The organism is Streptomyces paromomycinus (assembly GCF_003865155.1).
GTDB classification, from domain to species: domain Bacteria; phylum Actinomycetota; class Actinomycetes; order Streptomycetales; family Streptomycetaceae; genus Streptomyces; species Streptomyces chrestomyceticus.
Genome location: NZ_BHZD01000001.1, coordinates 9007688 through 9022343, shown reverse-complemented (window position 1 = coordinate 9022343; position 14656 = coordinate 9007688). Strand labels below are relative to the sequence as shown.

Annotated in this window: 8 protein-coding genes and 1 pseudogene; 5 read left to right on the top strand and 4 right to left on the bottom strand. The window is 74.3% G+C overall.

What is annotated here, in order from left to right:
- The first annotated feature begins 22 nt into the window (after window positions 1-22).
- Window positions 23-1035: pseudogene (locus tag OEIGOIKO_RS38340) on the top strand (helix-turn-helix transcriptional regulator).
- Between the two features lie 28 nt (window positions 1036-1063).
- Here the strand turns inward: OEIGOIKO_RS38340 and OEIGOIKO_RS38335 are convergent.
- Together OEIGOIKO_RS38335 and OEIGOIKO_RS38330 are read right to left on the bottom strand one after the other, a co-directional pair.
- Window positions 1064-5311, bottom strand: a complete 4248-nt coding sequence (locus OEIGOIKO_RS38335) for an amino acid adenylation domain-containing protein (RefSeq protein WP_246177832.1) — start codon at window positions 5309-5311, stop codon at window positions 1064-1066.
- Window positions 5312-5690: 379 nt separating this feature from the next.
- Window positions 5691-6641, bottom strand: coding sequence for a threonine/serine dehydratase (locus OEIGOIKO_RS38330; protein ID WP_125057903.1), 951 nt, complete (start codon window positions 6639-6641; stop codon window positions 5691-5693).
- A 340-nt stretch (window positions 6642-6981) separates the two neighbouring features.
- Here OEIGOIKO_RS38330 and OEIGOIKO_RS38320 point away from each other — a divergent pair, with 340 nt between their 5' ends.
- Window positions 6982-7959, top strand: coding sequence for a hypothetical protein (locus OEIGOIKO_RS38320; protein ID WP_125057901.1), 978 nt, complete (start codon window positions 6982-6984; stop codon window positions 7957-7959).
- Between the two features lie 740 nt (window positions 7960-8699).
- Here OEIGOIKO_RS38320 and OEIGOIKO_RS38315 read toward each other — a convergent pair.
- Window positions 8700-9563: a helix-turn-helix domain-containing protein gene (locus OEIGOIKO_RS38315; protein WP_170251973.1), complete on the bottom strand. Its 864-nt coding sequence runs from the start codon at window positions 9561-9563 to the stop codon at window positions 8700-8702.
- Between the two features lie 410 nt (window positions 9564-9973).
- On the opposite strand from OEIGOIKO_RS38315, the gene OEIGOIKO_RS38310 reads away from it, so the two are divergent.
- The 3 genes from OEIGOIKO_RS38310 (at window position 9974) to OEIGOIKO_RS38295 (ending at window position 12588) form a co-directional block, all read left to right on the top strand.
- On the top strand, window positions 9974-10168 hold the full coding sequence (locus tag OEIGOIKO_RS38310) for a hypothetical protein (RefSeq protein WP_125057899.1): 195 nt from the start codon (window positions 9974-9976) through the stop codon (window positions 10166-10168).
- The gene (locus OEIGOIKO_RS38305; RefSeq protein WP_125057898.1) at window positions 10165-10389 is read left to right on the top strand and encodes a hypothetical protein; all 225 of its coding nucleotides are present in this window, start codon (window positions 10165-10167) and stop codon (window positions 10387-10389) included. Before OEIGOIKO_RS38310 ends, OEIGOIKO_RS38305 begins: the two co-directional genes overlap by 4 nt.
- A gap of 387 nt (window positions 10390-10776) precedes the next feature.
- Entirely contained in the window at window positions 10777-12588 is a 1812-nt protein-coding gene (locus tag OEIGOIKO_RS38295; RefSeq protein ID WP_125057897.1) for an ABC-ATPase domain-containing protein, read from the top strand.
- A gap of 452 nt (window positions 12589-13040) precedes the next feature.
- Here the strand turns inward: OEIGOIKO_RS38295 and OEIGOIKO_RS38290 are convergent, their stop codons facing one another.
- The gene (locus tag OEIGOIKO_RS38290; RefSeq protein ID WP_371859004.1) at window positions 13041-14561 is read right to left on the bottom strand and encodes an amidohydrolase family protein; all 1521 of its coding nucleotides are present in this window, start codon (window positions 14559-14561) and stop codon (window positions 13041-13043) included.
- Window positions 14562-14656 lie beyond the last annotated feature (95 nt).

Genomic DNA, 14656 nt, shown 5'->3' with positions numbered 1-14656 from the left:
GGTACGGCGCGACAATGGCCTCATGCGCGCCGACCGTCTGCTCTCCCTCCTCCTGCTGCTCCAGAACCGCGGCCGGATGACCGCCGCCGAACTGGCCGCCGAACTGGAGGTGTCCCTGCGCACGGTCTACCGGGACGTCGAGGCGCTGGGCGCCGCGGGCGTCCCGGTCCGCTCCGAACGCGGCCCGGACGGCGGCTACTCGCTCATGGACGGCTACCGCACCCGGCTGACCGGGCTGAACGACGCCGAGGCGGAGTCACTGTTCCTGGCCGGTGTGCCGGGGGCCGCGCGGGAACTGGGCCTGGGCGCGGTCCTGGCGACGGCCCAGCTCAAACTCCAGGCCGCACTGCCGCCCGGCCTGGCGGACCGGGCCCGCCGCCTCCAGGACCGCTTCCACCTGGACGCCGCCGCCTGGTTCCGGCACACCGACCCGGTACCCCACCTGGCGTCCGTGGCCCGCGCCGTCTGGGAACAGCGGACGCTGCGCGTCCACTACCGGGCGTGGAACGGCGCCGCGGCGCACCGGGAGCTGCTTCCGCTCGGCCTCGTCCTGAAAGCGGCATCTGGTACGTGGTGGCCTGGACCGACGGCCCACCGCCGGCCGACGCCGCCCGACCGGCCGACGCCACCGTGCGGCCCCGGACCTACCGCATCTCCCGCCTCGTGCACGCCGAGACGACGGACACGGCCTTCGAGCGGCCGGCCGGCTTCGACCTGGCCGCCTGCTGGGAGCAGTCCTCGCGGCGTCTGGAGGCACGACTGCACCACGCGACGGCACGGCTACGGATCTCCCCGCGCGCCCAGCGGCTGCTCCCCATGCAGTTCGGCGCGGCCGGCAGCCAGGCCCTGGAAGGCGCCGGGCCGCCGGACCACGAGGGCTGGGTGCTGGTGGACCTCCCGGTCGAGACTCCGGCCGTCGCGGTCGGCGACCTCCTCCGGCTGGGTACGGAGGCCGAGGTGCTGGGCCCGCCCGGCCTCCGCGCCGCCGTCGCCCGCACGGCGTCCGAACTGGCGGAGCGGTACACGGCGACCTGAGTCCACCACCGGAACACGGCTCGTTGCCTCAGCCCCGCGCCCCCGGACCGGGCACCGCCACCGTCGCTTCCAGGTGTGCGGCCACCTCCCGGCCGATCCGGGCCAGGGGTTCCGCCTGGGTCATGGCGTGGTGGGTGCAGGCGATGTCGTGGTTCTCGATGTGGCCGGTGATCAGGTGGCGCCAGGTCTCGGCGGTCGGTGCGTGGGCGGGCTTGCCCTCGGTGGCGTGGAAGTACAGCAGGTCGCCGTCGAAGATGCCCTCGGAGAAGGTCGGCAGCAGCTTCACCGAGTTGGTGAACACCTCGGTGACGGCGGTGAGCCGGTCCTCGCCGAGCGCCGGGTGCTGCTTGAGGGAGTCGAGCAGTTCGTCGCCGCCGCCCGGCCCGCGCAGCACCGCCGCGACGCCCGGGACGGTCAACGGCCGCGCGAACCGGTCCGGATCGTGTCCGGCCGCCTCCAGGAGCAGGGCGAGGATGTCGTGCTCCGTGACGGCGGAATCCGTCGTTCCGTGCGGATCGATGGGGCGTGAGTCGAGCATGGCCAGCAGCGCCACCCGTTCGCCCCTGGCCTGCAGCCGGACCGCGATGGCGTGCGCGAGCGCGCCGCCGAGCGACCAGCCCAGCAGGTGGTACGGCCCCGCGGGCTGTACGGCCCGGATCTGCCCGACGTAGGCAGCGACCATCTCCTCGAAGGTGGCGGGCAGCGCCGCGCGCCCCTCCAGTCCGCCGGCCTGGAGCCCGTACACCGGGACGTCCGGGCCCAGGTGGCGCAGCAGCCCGGCATAGCACCAGCTCAGGCCGCCGGAAGGATGGACGCAGAACAGCGGGGGGCGGCTTCCCCGGGTGCGCAGCGGCAGCAGGGCCTCGAAGCCGTCCGATCCGCCGCCGGTGTGCAGCACCTCGACGAGTTCGGCGACGGTGGGCGCGTCGAACAGCGCGCGGATGGACAGCTCGGTGCCCAGGGCGGAGCGGATGCGGCTGATGAGCTTGGCCGCCAGCAGGGAGTGTCCGCCGAGGGCGAAGAAGTCGTCGTCCACGTCGACCTGCCGTACACCGAGCACCTCGGCGAACAGCGTGCACAACACCCTCTCCTGGGGGCTGCGCGGCTGCCGCCCGTTGCAGGCGGCAGGGGCCTCCGGCGCGGGCAGGGCGGCGCGGTCCAGCTTGCCGTTGGCGGTCAGCGGCAGGTGGTCCAGGAGGACGAAGGCGCCGGGGACCATGTACTCGGGCAGGCGGGCGGTCGCCCAGGCGCGCAGGACGTCCGCGTCGACCGGTGCGGGCGCGGCGGTGCCGGAACCGGAGCGGCGCGATGCGGGGATGCGGCCGGGGGCGGTGCGGCCGGACGGGCGCTGGGGGGCGGGGATGCGGCCGGGCGCGACACGGCCGGCCGGGCGCCGGGGGGCGACGGGCACGACGTACGCGGCCAGGCGCCGGTCGCCGGGGGTGTCCTCCCGTACGGTGACCACCGCGTGGGCCACGCCCGGGTGGCGGGCCAGCGCCGTCTCGACCTCGCCGGGTTCGATGCGGAAGCCGCGCACCTTGACCTGTCCGTCGGCGCGGCCGAGGTATTCGAGGATGCCGTCGGACGTCCAGCGCGCCCGGTCGCCGGTCCGGTACATGCGCGAGCCCGGCGCGCCGCAGGTGCAGGGCACCCCGGGGTCGCCGCAGGTGCCGGCGGCCGAGCCGCTGCCCGCGTGGGCGAACGGGTTGGCGACGAACCGCTCCGCGGTGAGCGCGGGCCGGCGGAGGTAGCCGCGGGCGATCTGGTCACCGGCCAGGTACAGCTCCCCCGGTACCCCGGCCGGCACGGGGTTGAGCGCGGCGTCGAGCACGTACGCCTGCACGTTGCGGCCCGGCCGTCCGATGACGGGCTGTTCCCCCTGGCCGGCGATACGGCAGTACACGGCGTCGACGGTGCATTCGGTCGGCCCGTAGTAGTTGTACGCGGTGGTGCCGGGCAGGGTGCGCAGCGTCTCCCAGAGGGCGGCGTCGACGGCTTCGCCGCCCACCATGAGGATGCGGGGCCGGTGCCGTTCGCCGGTGAACAGTCCGGCGGCGATCAGCTGGTGCAGGTAGGTGGGGGTGAGGTCGAGGAAGTCGACGCGGTGGTCGGCGATGTAGTCGACGAGGGCGGGCGGGTCGAGGCGTACGGCGTCCTCGACGAGGTGGAGTTCGTGGCCGGCGGCCAGGAACAGCGGGCCCTCCCAGGCGGTGTCGAAGGAGAACGCGGCGGTCAGCGCGGTCCGCAGACGGCGCCGGGCGGTGGCCGTCTCCGGGTCGATCAGCTCGGCCCGGTGGTCGAAGAACAGGTTCGTCAGCTGGCGGTGTTCCACGACGACGCCCTTGGGCTGCCCGGTGGAGCCGGAGGTGTAGCTGACGTACGCCGGGTGGCCCGGTGCCAGCGGGGCCACCCGGTCGGCGTCCGTGGGGTCGGTGTCCGGACGGAGGTCCAGCTCCCGTGCGGCGGCCGGGGTGTCCAGGCACAGGGTGGTGGCGGTGCCGGGCAGGTCCCCGGCGGCCGCCGCCGAGGTGAGGACGCAGACCGGGCGGGTGTCGGCGAGCAGGAAGCGGATGCGCTCGGCGGGCAGCTCCGGGTCGACCGGTACGGACGCGGCGCCCGTCTTGAGGACGGCCAGCAGGCCGGCGAGGTGGTCGGCGGTGCGCGGCAGGGCCAGCGCCACGAACGTCTCGGGCCCGGCGCCGCGTTCGATCAGCGCGTGCGCCAGCCGGTTGGCGCGGGAGTTCAGTGCGGCGTACGAAAGGGTGGTGGCGCCGCACACGAGGGCGGTGGCCGCGGGCGTGCGGCGGGCCTGCTCCTCGAAGAGCGCGGGCAGCGTGGTGACCGGCACCGTACGGGCGGTGTCGTTCCATCCGGTGGTCACCCGGCGGCGCTCGGCGGCGGGCAGCAGGTCGATGCCGCCGACGGGCTGTTCGGGGTCCACGCCGGCCAGGGTGTCCAGCAGGGCCAGGAAGCGGCGCTGGTGGGCGGCGGTGACGTCGGCGTCGTACAGGTCCGGGTCGGCCTGGAAGTCGATGCGCAGACTGCCGTCGTCGGTCCGCTCGTAGACGTTGACGCCGAGGCCGGTGACCGGGCCGTTGGAGAGGTTGTGCAGGGTGGCCGGGTGCCGTCCGAAGGCCAGCTCCGGGTCGTAGCCCATGATGTTGATGCCCCAGTCGCCGAGATGGCCGCCGGTGTGCGCGGCGCCCAGCTCCTGGACGAGGTAGGGCGACGGGTAGCGCTGGTGGCGCAGCAGGCCGCGGGCCCGCTCGGAGGTGTGCCGCAGCAGTTCGCGCACGGTCGTGTACGGCTCCAGCTCGACCTGGAGCGGCAGCACGTTGGCGACCATGCACGGTGTGCTGCGCGGTACGGCGCCGACGCGGCCGGTCACGGTCAGGTCCAGCGTCACGTCGGTCGATCCGCTCATGCGGTGCACGTACAGCGCGAGTGCGGCCATCGCCACCACGGGCAGCCCCGACCGGGTCTGCCGGGCCAGCGAGCGCAGCCCGTCGGCGGCGGGCGCGGGGAGGTGGCCGGTCTCGCGCACGAAGCGGTGCGGAACGGTGGCCAGGCGACTGGCGAGGCCGGTTCCGGCGGTGCGGCCGGCGAAGCGCTCGGCCCAGAACGCGCGGTCCCTGGCGCACCGTTCGGAGGCGTGGTACTCGGCCTCGTCGGCCAGCAGCTGCTCCAGGGTGCCCAGGTCGCTGGGCGGGCACTCCTCGCCCGCCTCCAGGGCGCTGTAGATCTCGGCGACCCGCCGGATCAGGAGCGAGAAGCCGTAGCCGTCCAGGACGATGTGGTGCAGCGCCATGTACAGCACGCAGTGGTCGTCGGGCAGCAGCAGCACGGCGAAGCTGAACAGCGGGGCGCGGCGCAGGTCGGTGGGCTTGCGCAGGTCGGCCCACATCCATTCCTTCGCGCGGGTCCACGGGTCGGCCGGCGCGACCACCAGGGCCGGTCCTGGCGGCGGTCCGGCGGGGCTGCCCGCCGCCTCCCGCAGGTCGACGACGGGCAGCGGCCAGTCGTCCGCGAGGTCGGGGACCTGCCAGACGCCGCCGTCCTCGTCGGTCTCGAACCGGACCCGTACGGCGTCGATGCCGGCCACGGCGCGGCGCACCGCGGTGTCCAGCACGGCCAGGTCGACCGGGCCGTGGATGTCCACGTACTCCGCGGCACGGTAGATCGGGTTCTCCGCGTCCAGCTGCTGGGAGAACCACATCCCCGTCTGCGCGACGGTCAGCGGCAATCGGCGACCGCGGTGGCCTGGCTTCCTGTTCATGCTTGCCGTCTCCTGACGAAGGTGCTGGTGTACAACGGCGACCGGGCCGTGGCGGGGCCGGGCGACCGGTCGCGGCTCACGCGCCGTAAAGGGCCAACGAGCACCACACGACGGGTGTATCGGTTCGTCGGCAAATCTCTTTGGACACGTGTACGGAGACGGGGGCGGCGCACGCGCCGCGGGCCGCCCGGGGAACCGCGGACGCGCAGCTCACAGGCGGAACGACGAGAGTGGGGCCGGGCGGTCCCGGGGGCCGGACGGCTTCCCGGCGACCGGCCCGGCAGTCATCCGCACATCGAATGCGTGCGCCAGAACAGGCCGCCGGGGTCACGCACCGGGGCGTACGGGTTCGGGACGTACGGAATCGGGACGTACGGAGTCAGGGGCGCACCAGGTCCGACGGGTCGGTGTTCGCGCCGCACACCACGACGCACACCCGCTCCCCCGGCGCGGGCCGGTACACCCCGGACCGGAGGGCGGCGAAGGCGGCCGCCGTGCCGTGTTCGACCGCCAGCCTGCGGTCGTCCCACAGGCTCCGGCGCGCGGCCACGATCGCCTCGTCCGGGACCAGCAGCGAGATCGCCTCGGCCCGCAGCGCCCAGTCCAGCGCCATCCGGCTGGCGCGGCGCGCGCCCAGCGAGTCGGCGGCGACGGAGTCCACCGGGACGTCGACGACCCGGCCCGCCTCGATCGCCGCGTTCAGCGCCCGGCAGTTCTCCGGCTCGACGGCCACGACCTGTACGCCGTGGTGGTGCGCGGCCGCGGCGACCCCGCTGAACAGGCCACCGCCGCCGACCGCGACGACGACCGTGTCCAGGCCGGGCAGCGCGGCCCGGATCTCCTCCAGCAAGGTGCCGGCCCCGGCGGCGATCAGCGGGTGGTCGTACGCGTGCGCCTCCAACGCGCCGGTCCGCGCGACGTGTTCCCCGGCCGCCTCCAGCGCGGCGGCGTACTCGGTGCCCACCTGGCGTACGTCGGCGCCGAGCAGGCGCAGCCGGGCGACCTTGACCGGCGGTGCGGTCTCGGGCAGGAAGACCGTCGCCCGGACGCCGTGGCGGCCCGCCGCCCAGGCACAGGCCAGTCCGGCGTTGCCCCCGGAGGCGATGACCACCCCGGCCTCGGGCAGGGTGCCGGCCTCGCGGTGCGCGGCGATGAAGTTCGCCGCACCACGGGCCTTGAAGGACCCGGTGTGCTGGGTGAACTCGTAGGCGAGCCAGCCCTCGCCGGGCCCGAACCCGCCCGGGTCGACCGGTGCGACGGTGACCGGCCGCACGTCCCCGGCGATCCGGCCGGCCGCCGCCCGCACGTCGTCGTAACTGATGCTGTTCATCGCGGACCACTCTCCCGGGGTCGGAACGTCGGACGCCGTGTCACGGCGCCACCCGGCGCGGCGGGCGGGCAGCCCGGCCGGCCGGACCAGGCCAGTTGATCACGCGCCGCGAGCCGGGCGCCCGGCCGCCCCGACCCCGGCCCCGGACTCCGGCCGCCCGCCCCGGCCCGCACCGGTTGCACAGCCCCCGGCACCACCCCGCCCCCGTAAGGGCGAAAGTCCCGTCCGGCCAGGACTTTCCGCCCCTGGCGCACGGGACCACCGACCGAAATGATCTTGGTACGCCGAGCCGGCGGCGCGTCCGAGCCGCCGGCCGACCGAAGGAAAGCACCCGCACCTCATGACCTTACGTACACCTGCCGTGATCACGTCGAGCGCCGCGGCCGCCCTCCTCCTGGGCCTGCTCCAGACGCCCGCCGCGCACGCCGCCGACCGGCCGCAGCCGACCGGCGCCCGCTCGCTGGACAACGTGCTCTGCATCTACAGCACCGAGATCACCGACCGCACCACCGGCGGCTACGTCTGGGACATCGGCAAGCGGGCCCACGCGCTGTGGAAGAGCGACGACTTCAAGAAGAAGTACGGCGAGCTGTCCTACGCCCAGCAGACGAACAAGCTGCTCTACGAACTGAACGTGAGCCAGCACGTGTTCGGCCACAGCTGGCTCGTACACTTCACCACCAGCGGAAAGCTGCACCGCAAGCTGGACAGCGGCGAAGAGGCCCGCTACGACACGTATTCCTTCCAGCCGAACGACCCGGACGGCACCAACGGCGACGGTTCCCCGGTCGACGGCATGTCCGTCAACTACACCGGTTACGACATCAACGTACCCGGCAAGCCACTGGTCGAATGGGACCGGCCGAGCCGCAAGCAGGACCAGGGCCAGGCGCACTCCGCGCGCGCCGCGCGCTGTACGACGCTGTCCGGCGCCCAGCAGAGCGCCTTCAAGCAGGAGATCCAGCGGCGTGGCGAACTCAACGAGAAGTACACGCTCCTGCCCAGCTGGAACTTCCTCCTGACCGGCGGCTGGGCGGGCACGTCCGCCAGGAACTGCACCACGTTCGCCCTCCAGGTCTGGGACGCGACGATGAAGGACACCCCGGCCGAACGCATCGACGCGCCCGGCGGCTACCCCGCCGCGGACATCGACAAGCTGGGCGGCAAAGTCCCCGCCGATCTGACGCAGAGCGAGTTCTCGGCCTGGATCCCCGCCCTGGCCGGCAAGTGGATCCGCGAGAAGAACGGCGGCCACGACGAGAACGCGGAGGTGCCGCGCTTCGCCGACGACGCGCTCGCACCGGCCGGCGCTCGGTAGACACCACGCACGCTCCCGGCACCGGCCGGGGCCGGGAATCGGTCCTCCACGGGCATGGGTCAGGCGGGGCGACGGGGGCCGGCCGCCGTACCGGGCCCTCTCGTCACTGCCCCGCCTGCCCCGGCTCCGCCTGACCGGAAGGGTCCTGCAACGCGTCCGCCTCGCGATGCTTCCGCCGTTCCGAGACCGCCACTTCCTGATCGACGGCCCGCTGTTCGAAATCCTCGCGCGCCTCCGCGCGGCGCAGCGCCGCTTCGACCCGCTGGAGCTGATCCTGACTGGCTGTGATCAGGTCCTGCGCCCGGACGATGGCCTCGACGGAGCGCTGCCGGCAGACGGCGGTGTCCTCTCCGGCGGCGCGGGACCGGCGGTCCGCCCGCTCCTCCTGCGCGTCGAGAGCGGCCTGGCGCCGGTCGGCGGCTGCCTCTCGTGCGTCCGCGCGGGATTCCCGCAGGTCGGCGGCGCTCTCCCGGGTTTCCGCGAGGCACTCCCGGCGGTCGGCTGCCTCGTCACGCCGAACCGCCAGCCGTTCCCGCTCGTCGGCATGGCGTTCCCGCTCGTCGGCATGGCGTTCGCGCCGGTCCGCGGCCTTCTCTCGCTCTTCGAGCCGCTACTCCCGGTCGGCGGGCGGCGGTGCGGCAGGATCCTGGGCGCCGTTCGATCGCTCATTGCTCACACAGGCAGTATGCGCCGTTACGACTCCTTCGTGGAACAACGGTGGGCCGCCCGGCGACGCCGCGTCAGTTTCCCGCGGCGTCCAGATAGGCGCCCAGCGGTTGCAGCGGCGTCCACAGTTGTTCGAAGTAGGCGGCGAAGTAGGACATGTACGTCGGGTCCTGGACGCTGAAGCCGTTCAGCTTCTGGCGGGCGCCCCCGGAGAAGGCCAGGAAGACGGTGCTGTCGTCGATCAGCGCCATGTTCAGGCCGTCGGCCGCCGCCGTCCACCGCAGCACGTTGGCCTCGTAGTTGAGCAGCTGGCGGGTCTCCTCCCGGTGCCGTCGGGCCCAGGCCAGGACGTCCCGGTCGGGCACGCCGTCGGTCTCGGGGACGCCGATGATCCGGCGGACGCTGCGCTGGTCCTCGGTGTCCTCGCGCGCCCAGGCCAGAATGTCCGCGAAGTAGTCCGCCGAGGCTTTCGTCGTGTACTGGTCGGGCGGGTAGCGGCGGGTGTACGTCACCCTGATCTCCGCCCGGGCCGCCCGGACGCACCGGGCCGCCGCGGTGTAGAACTCGGGGTTGCTGCGGTACCAGGTCGCGGCGAGGAGCGCGGCTCCGCCGACGTCCGGCAGCGCCGCCGGGCGCGCGGACCCGTCCTGGCCGGCCGGTCCCCGGCGCAGCGCGTCGAGGCGGCGCTTCGCGTCCCGCCAGCGGTCCAGCCAGTCCGCCGGCTCCGCGCCGCACGCGGTGACGAAGGCGGAGGTCAGTTCCCAGCTGGGGAAGCGGCGCCCGTTGAGCATCGCGGACACCGAGCTGCGCCCGCACTTCATCTGCAGGGCGAGGCGGGCCTCGGTCGGTTCGAAGCAGCGCAGCCGTAGTTCGCGCAGCTGCTCCGCGAACGCCTCCACGGGCTCCGGTACAGGTGGGGACGCCGGCCGTTCGGTCAATGGATCATCATCCCCCGGGTGCTCTGCGGCAGCGTCACCGATGTTCCGTGCCTGTCCGTCATTGTCCGCCTGTGCCACCGGTGTCCGCCAGTGTCCCGGCGCGCTGTCGCGGTGCTCAGAAATGCCTGCGCCCGTCGCTCTGCCATAGGCGCAGGTGAGCGTGGGGCCGACACTTCCGGTGTACGGGCCGCACGGCTCCGCGCGGCCGGAGAGCGGGAAGGAGCGGGAAGGAGGCCGCCATGTGACCTGACAGCCGATCGCGACCGGTCAGGACCAACCGGCGGGCGGGCGGCGCCCGTACCGCCACCGGCACACGAAAAGGCCGCTCCCTGGAGCTTCTGGCGGGAAGCAGGGAACGGCCTTCTGCCGAACTCGGAAAACCTCGTGTTCTTCATCCACAAGGAGACCTCATGTCCGTCAACTTCAGGATAGCCCTTCGCTGTACGGGCATCGCCTTCGTGGCGGTGCTCGTCGTCGGCGTCACCCTGGTGACGCCCTCCCCCACCGGATTCCCCGTCCCGCAGGACTCCCTCTGGGTCCTGCTCCTGGCGTCGGCGCTCACACCGGCCGCCGCCGTGCGGGGCGGGACGGGGCCGGTACGGTGAGCGCGGCGCCGACGGCGGCGTGCCGCCGGTGCGGGGCCGCGGAGCCGCGCACCTTCACCACCCCGGTCGTCGACTGCTCCGGGCGGCTGCTCGTCGCCACGTCCGTGATCTGCGCGTGCGGCGGCACCACCCTGGTCGGTCTGCGGCCGGTCCGTACGGCCGACGGCCAGGACGCGCAGGCGGACGCGCCCCGGCGGCTGTTCCCCTTCGCCGTGTACTGACGGGGCCGTCGCGCCGGGCCCGCCGCGCGCCGACGGGTCCGGTACGGGTGGGGCCGGTACGGGCAGGGCCGGCACGGGCAGGGCCGGTACGGGCAGGGCCGGTACGGGCAGGGCCGGTACGGGCAGGGCCGGTACGGGCAGGGCCGGTACGGGCAGGGCCGGTACGGGCAGGGCCGGTACGGGCAGGGCCGGTACGGGCAGGGCCGGTGACCGGCCGCGGACGGGTGCGCCCGGCCGCGGCCGGTCACGCGTCCGCGTCCGCGTGCGACGGCACAGTGCCGGTCTGGGTATCGTCGGCCGTCGGACCGGTGGACCACCGGTGACCGCACGACACGACGAGACGTACGACACGACACGACACGACACGACGAGAAAGGTGCAGGCGCTGTGCCACGCCCTCAAGGCCGGGACCACGACCGCGGACGCGCACACGGCCGGGACCGCGGGCCGACCCGTGGCCACGGCCGTCCACAGGACCGGCCGCGGGCCGACCGCCCGCAAGGGGTCCGGGACGGACTGGCCGGGGAGCTGCGCCGGATGGACGGCGCCTCGTACGGCAGGTACAAGGCGCTCCTCGGCAGCTGGTCCATGCCCGGCTTCACCCTGGAGGTGATCCGCGGGCAGTCCGACCCGTACGCGCCGCCCGCGCGGGTCGCCCTGCGCGTACCGGCCGAGGAGGCCGGGTTCCCCGCCGACCTGTGGGAGTCGCCGGTCCGGCGCCGGGCACTGGCGAGCTATCTGGCGCGGCGGGCCGCCGAGGCGGCGGACCACCGGGCGCTGCGGGTGGACGCCGGCGGCCAGGAGGTGCTGGAGCGCAGTTCCTGCCTGGTCGACGCGCGGGACGGCTCGGTGACGCTGCGGCTGGGAGTCGACCTGCCGGGGCACGGCCGCCGCATCGACGGGCACGCGGCGGAGCACGTGCTGTGCGGTCTGCTGCCGAGGGTCGCCGAGCGCGCGCTGCGGTACGCGGCGCTGGACGCCGACGACGTACGGGCCTTCGCGGACACCGTCGAGGACTCGGCCGCGCTGCGTGCCGCGCTGCCCGGTCTCGGCCTGGTCGCGTTCGTGGCCGACGGCGCGGTGCTGCCGCGGCGCAGCGGCGTGGACGACCGCCCGGCGACCGGTGACGGCGTCGTCCCGTTCGCCTCTCCGGAGGAACTGCGGGTCTCCGTCGATCTGCCGCACGCGGGGACGGTCACCGGCATGGGCGTACGCGAAGGCGTCACGCTGATCGTCGGTGGCGGCTTCCACGGCAAGTCGACGCTGCTGCGGGCCCTGGAGACGGGCGTGTGGGACCACGTCCCGGGGGACGGCCGTGAGCGGGTGGCGGCCCGGCCCGACACCGTCAAGATCCGCTCCGAGGACGGCCGCCGGGTCGAGCGAGTGGACGTGCACGCCTTCGTGGACCACCTGCCGAGCGGCGCGGACACCACCGACTTCTGTACGGACAACGCCTCCGGCTCCACGTCGCAGGCCGCCTCCCTGTGCGAGGCCGTCGAGGCGGGGGCCCGGGCCCTGCTCATCGACGAGGACACCGCGGCCACCAACCTGATGATCCGTGACGCGCGGATGCAGGCGCTGGTCGCCAAGGAGCGGGAGCCGCTGACGCCGTTCGTGGACCTCGTCCGCTCCCTGCACCGCGACCACGGGGTCTCGACCGTGCTGGTGATGGGCGGGTCCGGCGACTACATGGAGGTCGCCGACCAGGTGGTCATGATGGACGCGTACCGGCCGTCCGACGTCACCGGGCGGGCGCGCCGGCTGGCGGCGGTGCCGACCGGCCGGACCGCCGAGGCGGACGCCTTCCCCGGCGTCGCCCACCGCCGCCCGGACCCCGGCTCGCTCGACACGTCCGTACGCGGCCGCTCCCGCATCCGGGCGCGCGGTGACGACGGGCTGACCTTCGGCGAGCACGACATCGACCTCCGGGCCGTCGAACAGATCGCGGACACGCGCCAGGTGGTGGGCATCGGCCTGGCCCTCGAACTGATGGTGCGGCGCGGGTACGTGGACGGGAAGCGCACCCTGGCCGAGGCGCTCGACCTGCTCGACGGCGACCTGGAGGACGGCGCGCACCGCCTCCTCGCCGTCCGCGACGAGGACTTCGCGCTGCCGCGCCGCCACGAGGTCGCCGCGGCCCTGAACCGCCTGCGCGGCCTGCGGGTGCTGGGGCGGCCGGCGGGGGCGGCGGAGGGCTGACAGCCGGGGACTCGTCCGCGTACGTGAGGTGTCTGAGGTGTCAGAGGCTCAGGGCGTCAGAAGCGGCGGGGGCGTCAGGGGTGTCAGGGGTGTCAGGGACGCCCGTGCCTCACGCGATGCCACTGGTACGTACGCGGACGAGTCGCCGCCGGCGCGACGGGTCCCGACCGGTGTGACGGATCCCGACGGGTCCCGACCGGTACGACGAAACGCAGCCGGTACGACGAGACGGAGCCGGCACCACGAGACGCGACCGGATCGTCGAGACGGACCCGGCACGACGCAACGCGACCGGTACGTCGAAACGCGACCGGTACGACGAAACGCAGCCGGTACGACAGGACGAAGCCGGTTCGACAGGACGCAGCCGGCACGTCGAAACGCTACCGGCTCGACGCGTCCCGGCCAGTACGTACGCGGACGAGCCCCGACACGCGCTCCAGCGGCCCGCGTCACGGACCGGAAGGCGCCGGTTGGACGCGGCGGATGCCCGCCCGGCGCACGACCTCGCGCCCCGCCTCCGCGGCCTGCCGTACCAGGGCCGGGCCGTCCCAGTCGAGCGGGCGGCCGTCCCAGAGCCGCAGGCGGCCGCCGACCACGACCGCGCGGATCTGGTCGCGGTTCGCGAGGCGTACCAGTTCCCAGCTCAGGTCCCACGACGGCGTCAGCTCCGGTACGTCGAGGTCCACGACGAGGAAGTCCGCCGCCTTGCCGGGCGCGATCTCGCCGGTGACCCGGCCCAGGCCGAGCGCGTCGGCGCTGCGCGAGGTCGCGTGCTCCAGCCACAGCCGCCCGGCGCCGCACACCGAGTCGCCGCTCTGCAGGCCGAACGCCAGCCGTTGTGCGGTCTCCGCGGCGTCCACCAGGCGGAACCCGTCCCCACGGGTGCCGTCCGTGCCGGTGCCGAAGCGCACGCCCATGGCGGCCATCGTCCCGGCCTGCGCGACACCGTTGCCCTTCCACGCGCTGGCGACGGGGTTGTAGCTGACGGCGGTGCCCGTGTCGGCCAGCAGGCGGAGTTCGCCGGGCGTGAGCAGAGTGGCGTGTGCGCCGAGCGTGTGCGGTCCGAGGGCGCCGACGTGGTGGAGGTGTTCCACCGGGCGCCGGCCGACGGCCTTGAGGGAGCGTTCGACGGAGGCGAGGTGCTCGTTGACGTGCACCTGGAAGACGGCACCCGCTTCGGCGCACAGCCGTGCGGTGCGCCGCAGCACCCCGGCGTCGGCGGCGTCCTCCGGCACGGGGATCGCCAGGGACGGGTGGACCAGCCGGGACCCGTCCCAGCGGGCGAGGTGCCGTTCGCCGCCCTTGCCGTCCGAGCACACCTGCCCCAGCACGCAGCGGATACCGGCTTCCTGGGTGGCCTGGGCCAGGACCGCGACGTCGACGGGCGCGCGGGTCCCGGCGTCGGCAACGGTGGTGAACCCGCCGCGCAGCGCTTCCAGCGCGGCCAGTTTCGCCGCCAGGTAGGCGCTCTCCTCGTCGAGCGCGCGTTCCAGTGGCTCCCAGACCGCCTTGAAGATCTCCGACGGCTGCCCGAACGCCTGCGCCTTGCCGAAACTCTGCGTCAGGTGATGGTGCGCGTCCACGAAACCCGGCATCAGCAGCGTGTGTCCGAGGTGAACCGGGGTCAGGCGGCGATGGGCGCCGATCAGCTTGCGTGCGGGCCCGATCTCCCGGAAGACGCCGCCCTCCACCCGTACGGCATGGTCCGTGACCGGCCCTCCGGACAGCAGGAGCACGTCCGGCACGAGCAGCAGTTCCTCGCCTTCGAACTGCTCGGGGCGCAGCGCGTGAGCGACGGCCGACGCGGGGCCCGCCGCCGTGGTCGCCGCCAGCAGACCGCCTGCCCCGGTCAGCCCCGCGTGCATCAGGAAGGACCGACGGCCCGTCCCCGCCTCCCGCTCGCGGCCCCCCTCGCCCGCGTCCCCGGACCGTTCCCGCCCCGCCTGATTCGCCAACGCGCTCTCCTCCATGGTCGGTTTCCCGCCGCCCCGGACCGGGCGGGCCGACGATAAAGCAGCCCGCAACACGGAACAACCCTTCCGGCATACGGGAGATGCCCCGGGCC

Coding starts and splice junctions, on each gene's coding strand:
- OEIGOIKO_RS38335 (WP_246177832.1), bottom strand. CDS start 5,311: ATGAACAGGAAGCCAGGCCACCGCGGTCGCCGATTGCCGCTGACCGTC.
- OEIGOIKO_RS38330 (WP_125057903.1), bottom strand. CDS start 6,641: ATGAACAGCATCAGTTACGACGACGTGCGGGCGGCGGCCGGCCGGATC.
- OEIGOIKO_RS38320 (WP_125057901.1), top strand. CDS start 6,982: ATGACCTTACGTACACCTGCCGTGATCACGTCGAGCGCCGCGGCCGCC.
- OEIGOIKO_RS38310 (WP_125057899.1), top strand. CDS start 9,974: ATGTCCGTCAACTTCAGGATAGCCCTTCGCTGTACGGGCATCGCCTTC.
- OEIGOIKO_RS38290 (WP_371859004.1), bottom strand. CDS start 14,561: ATGGAGGAGAGCGCGTTGGCGAATCAGGCGGGGCGGGAACGGTCCGGG.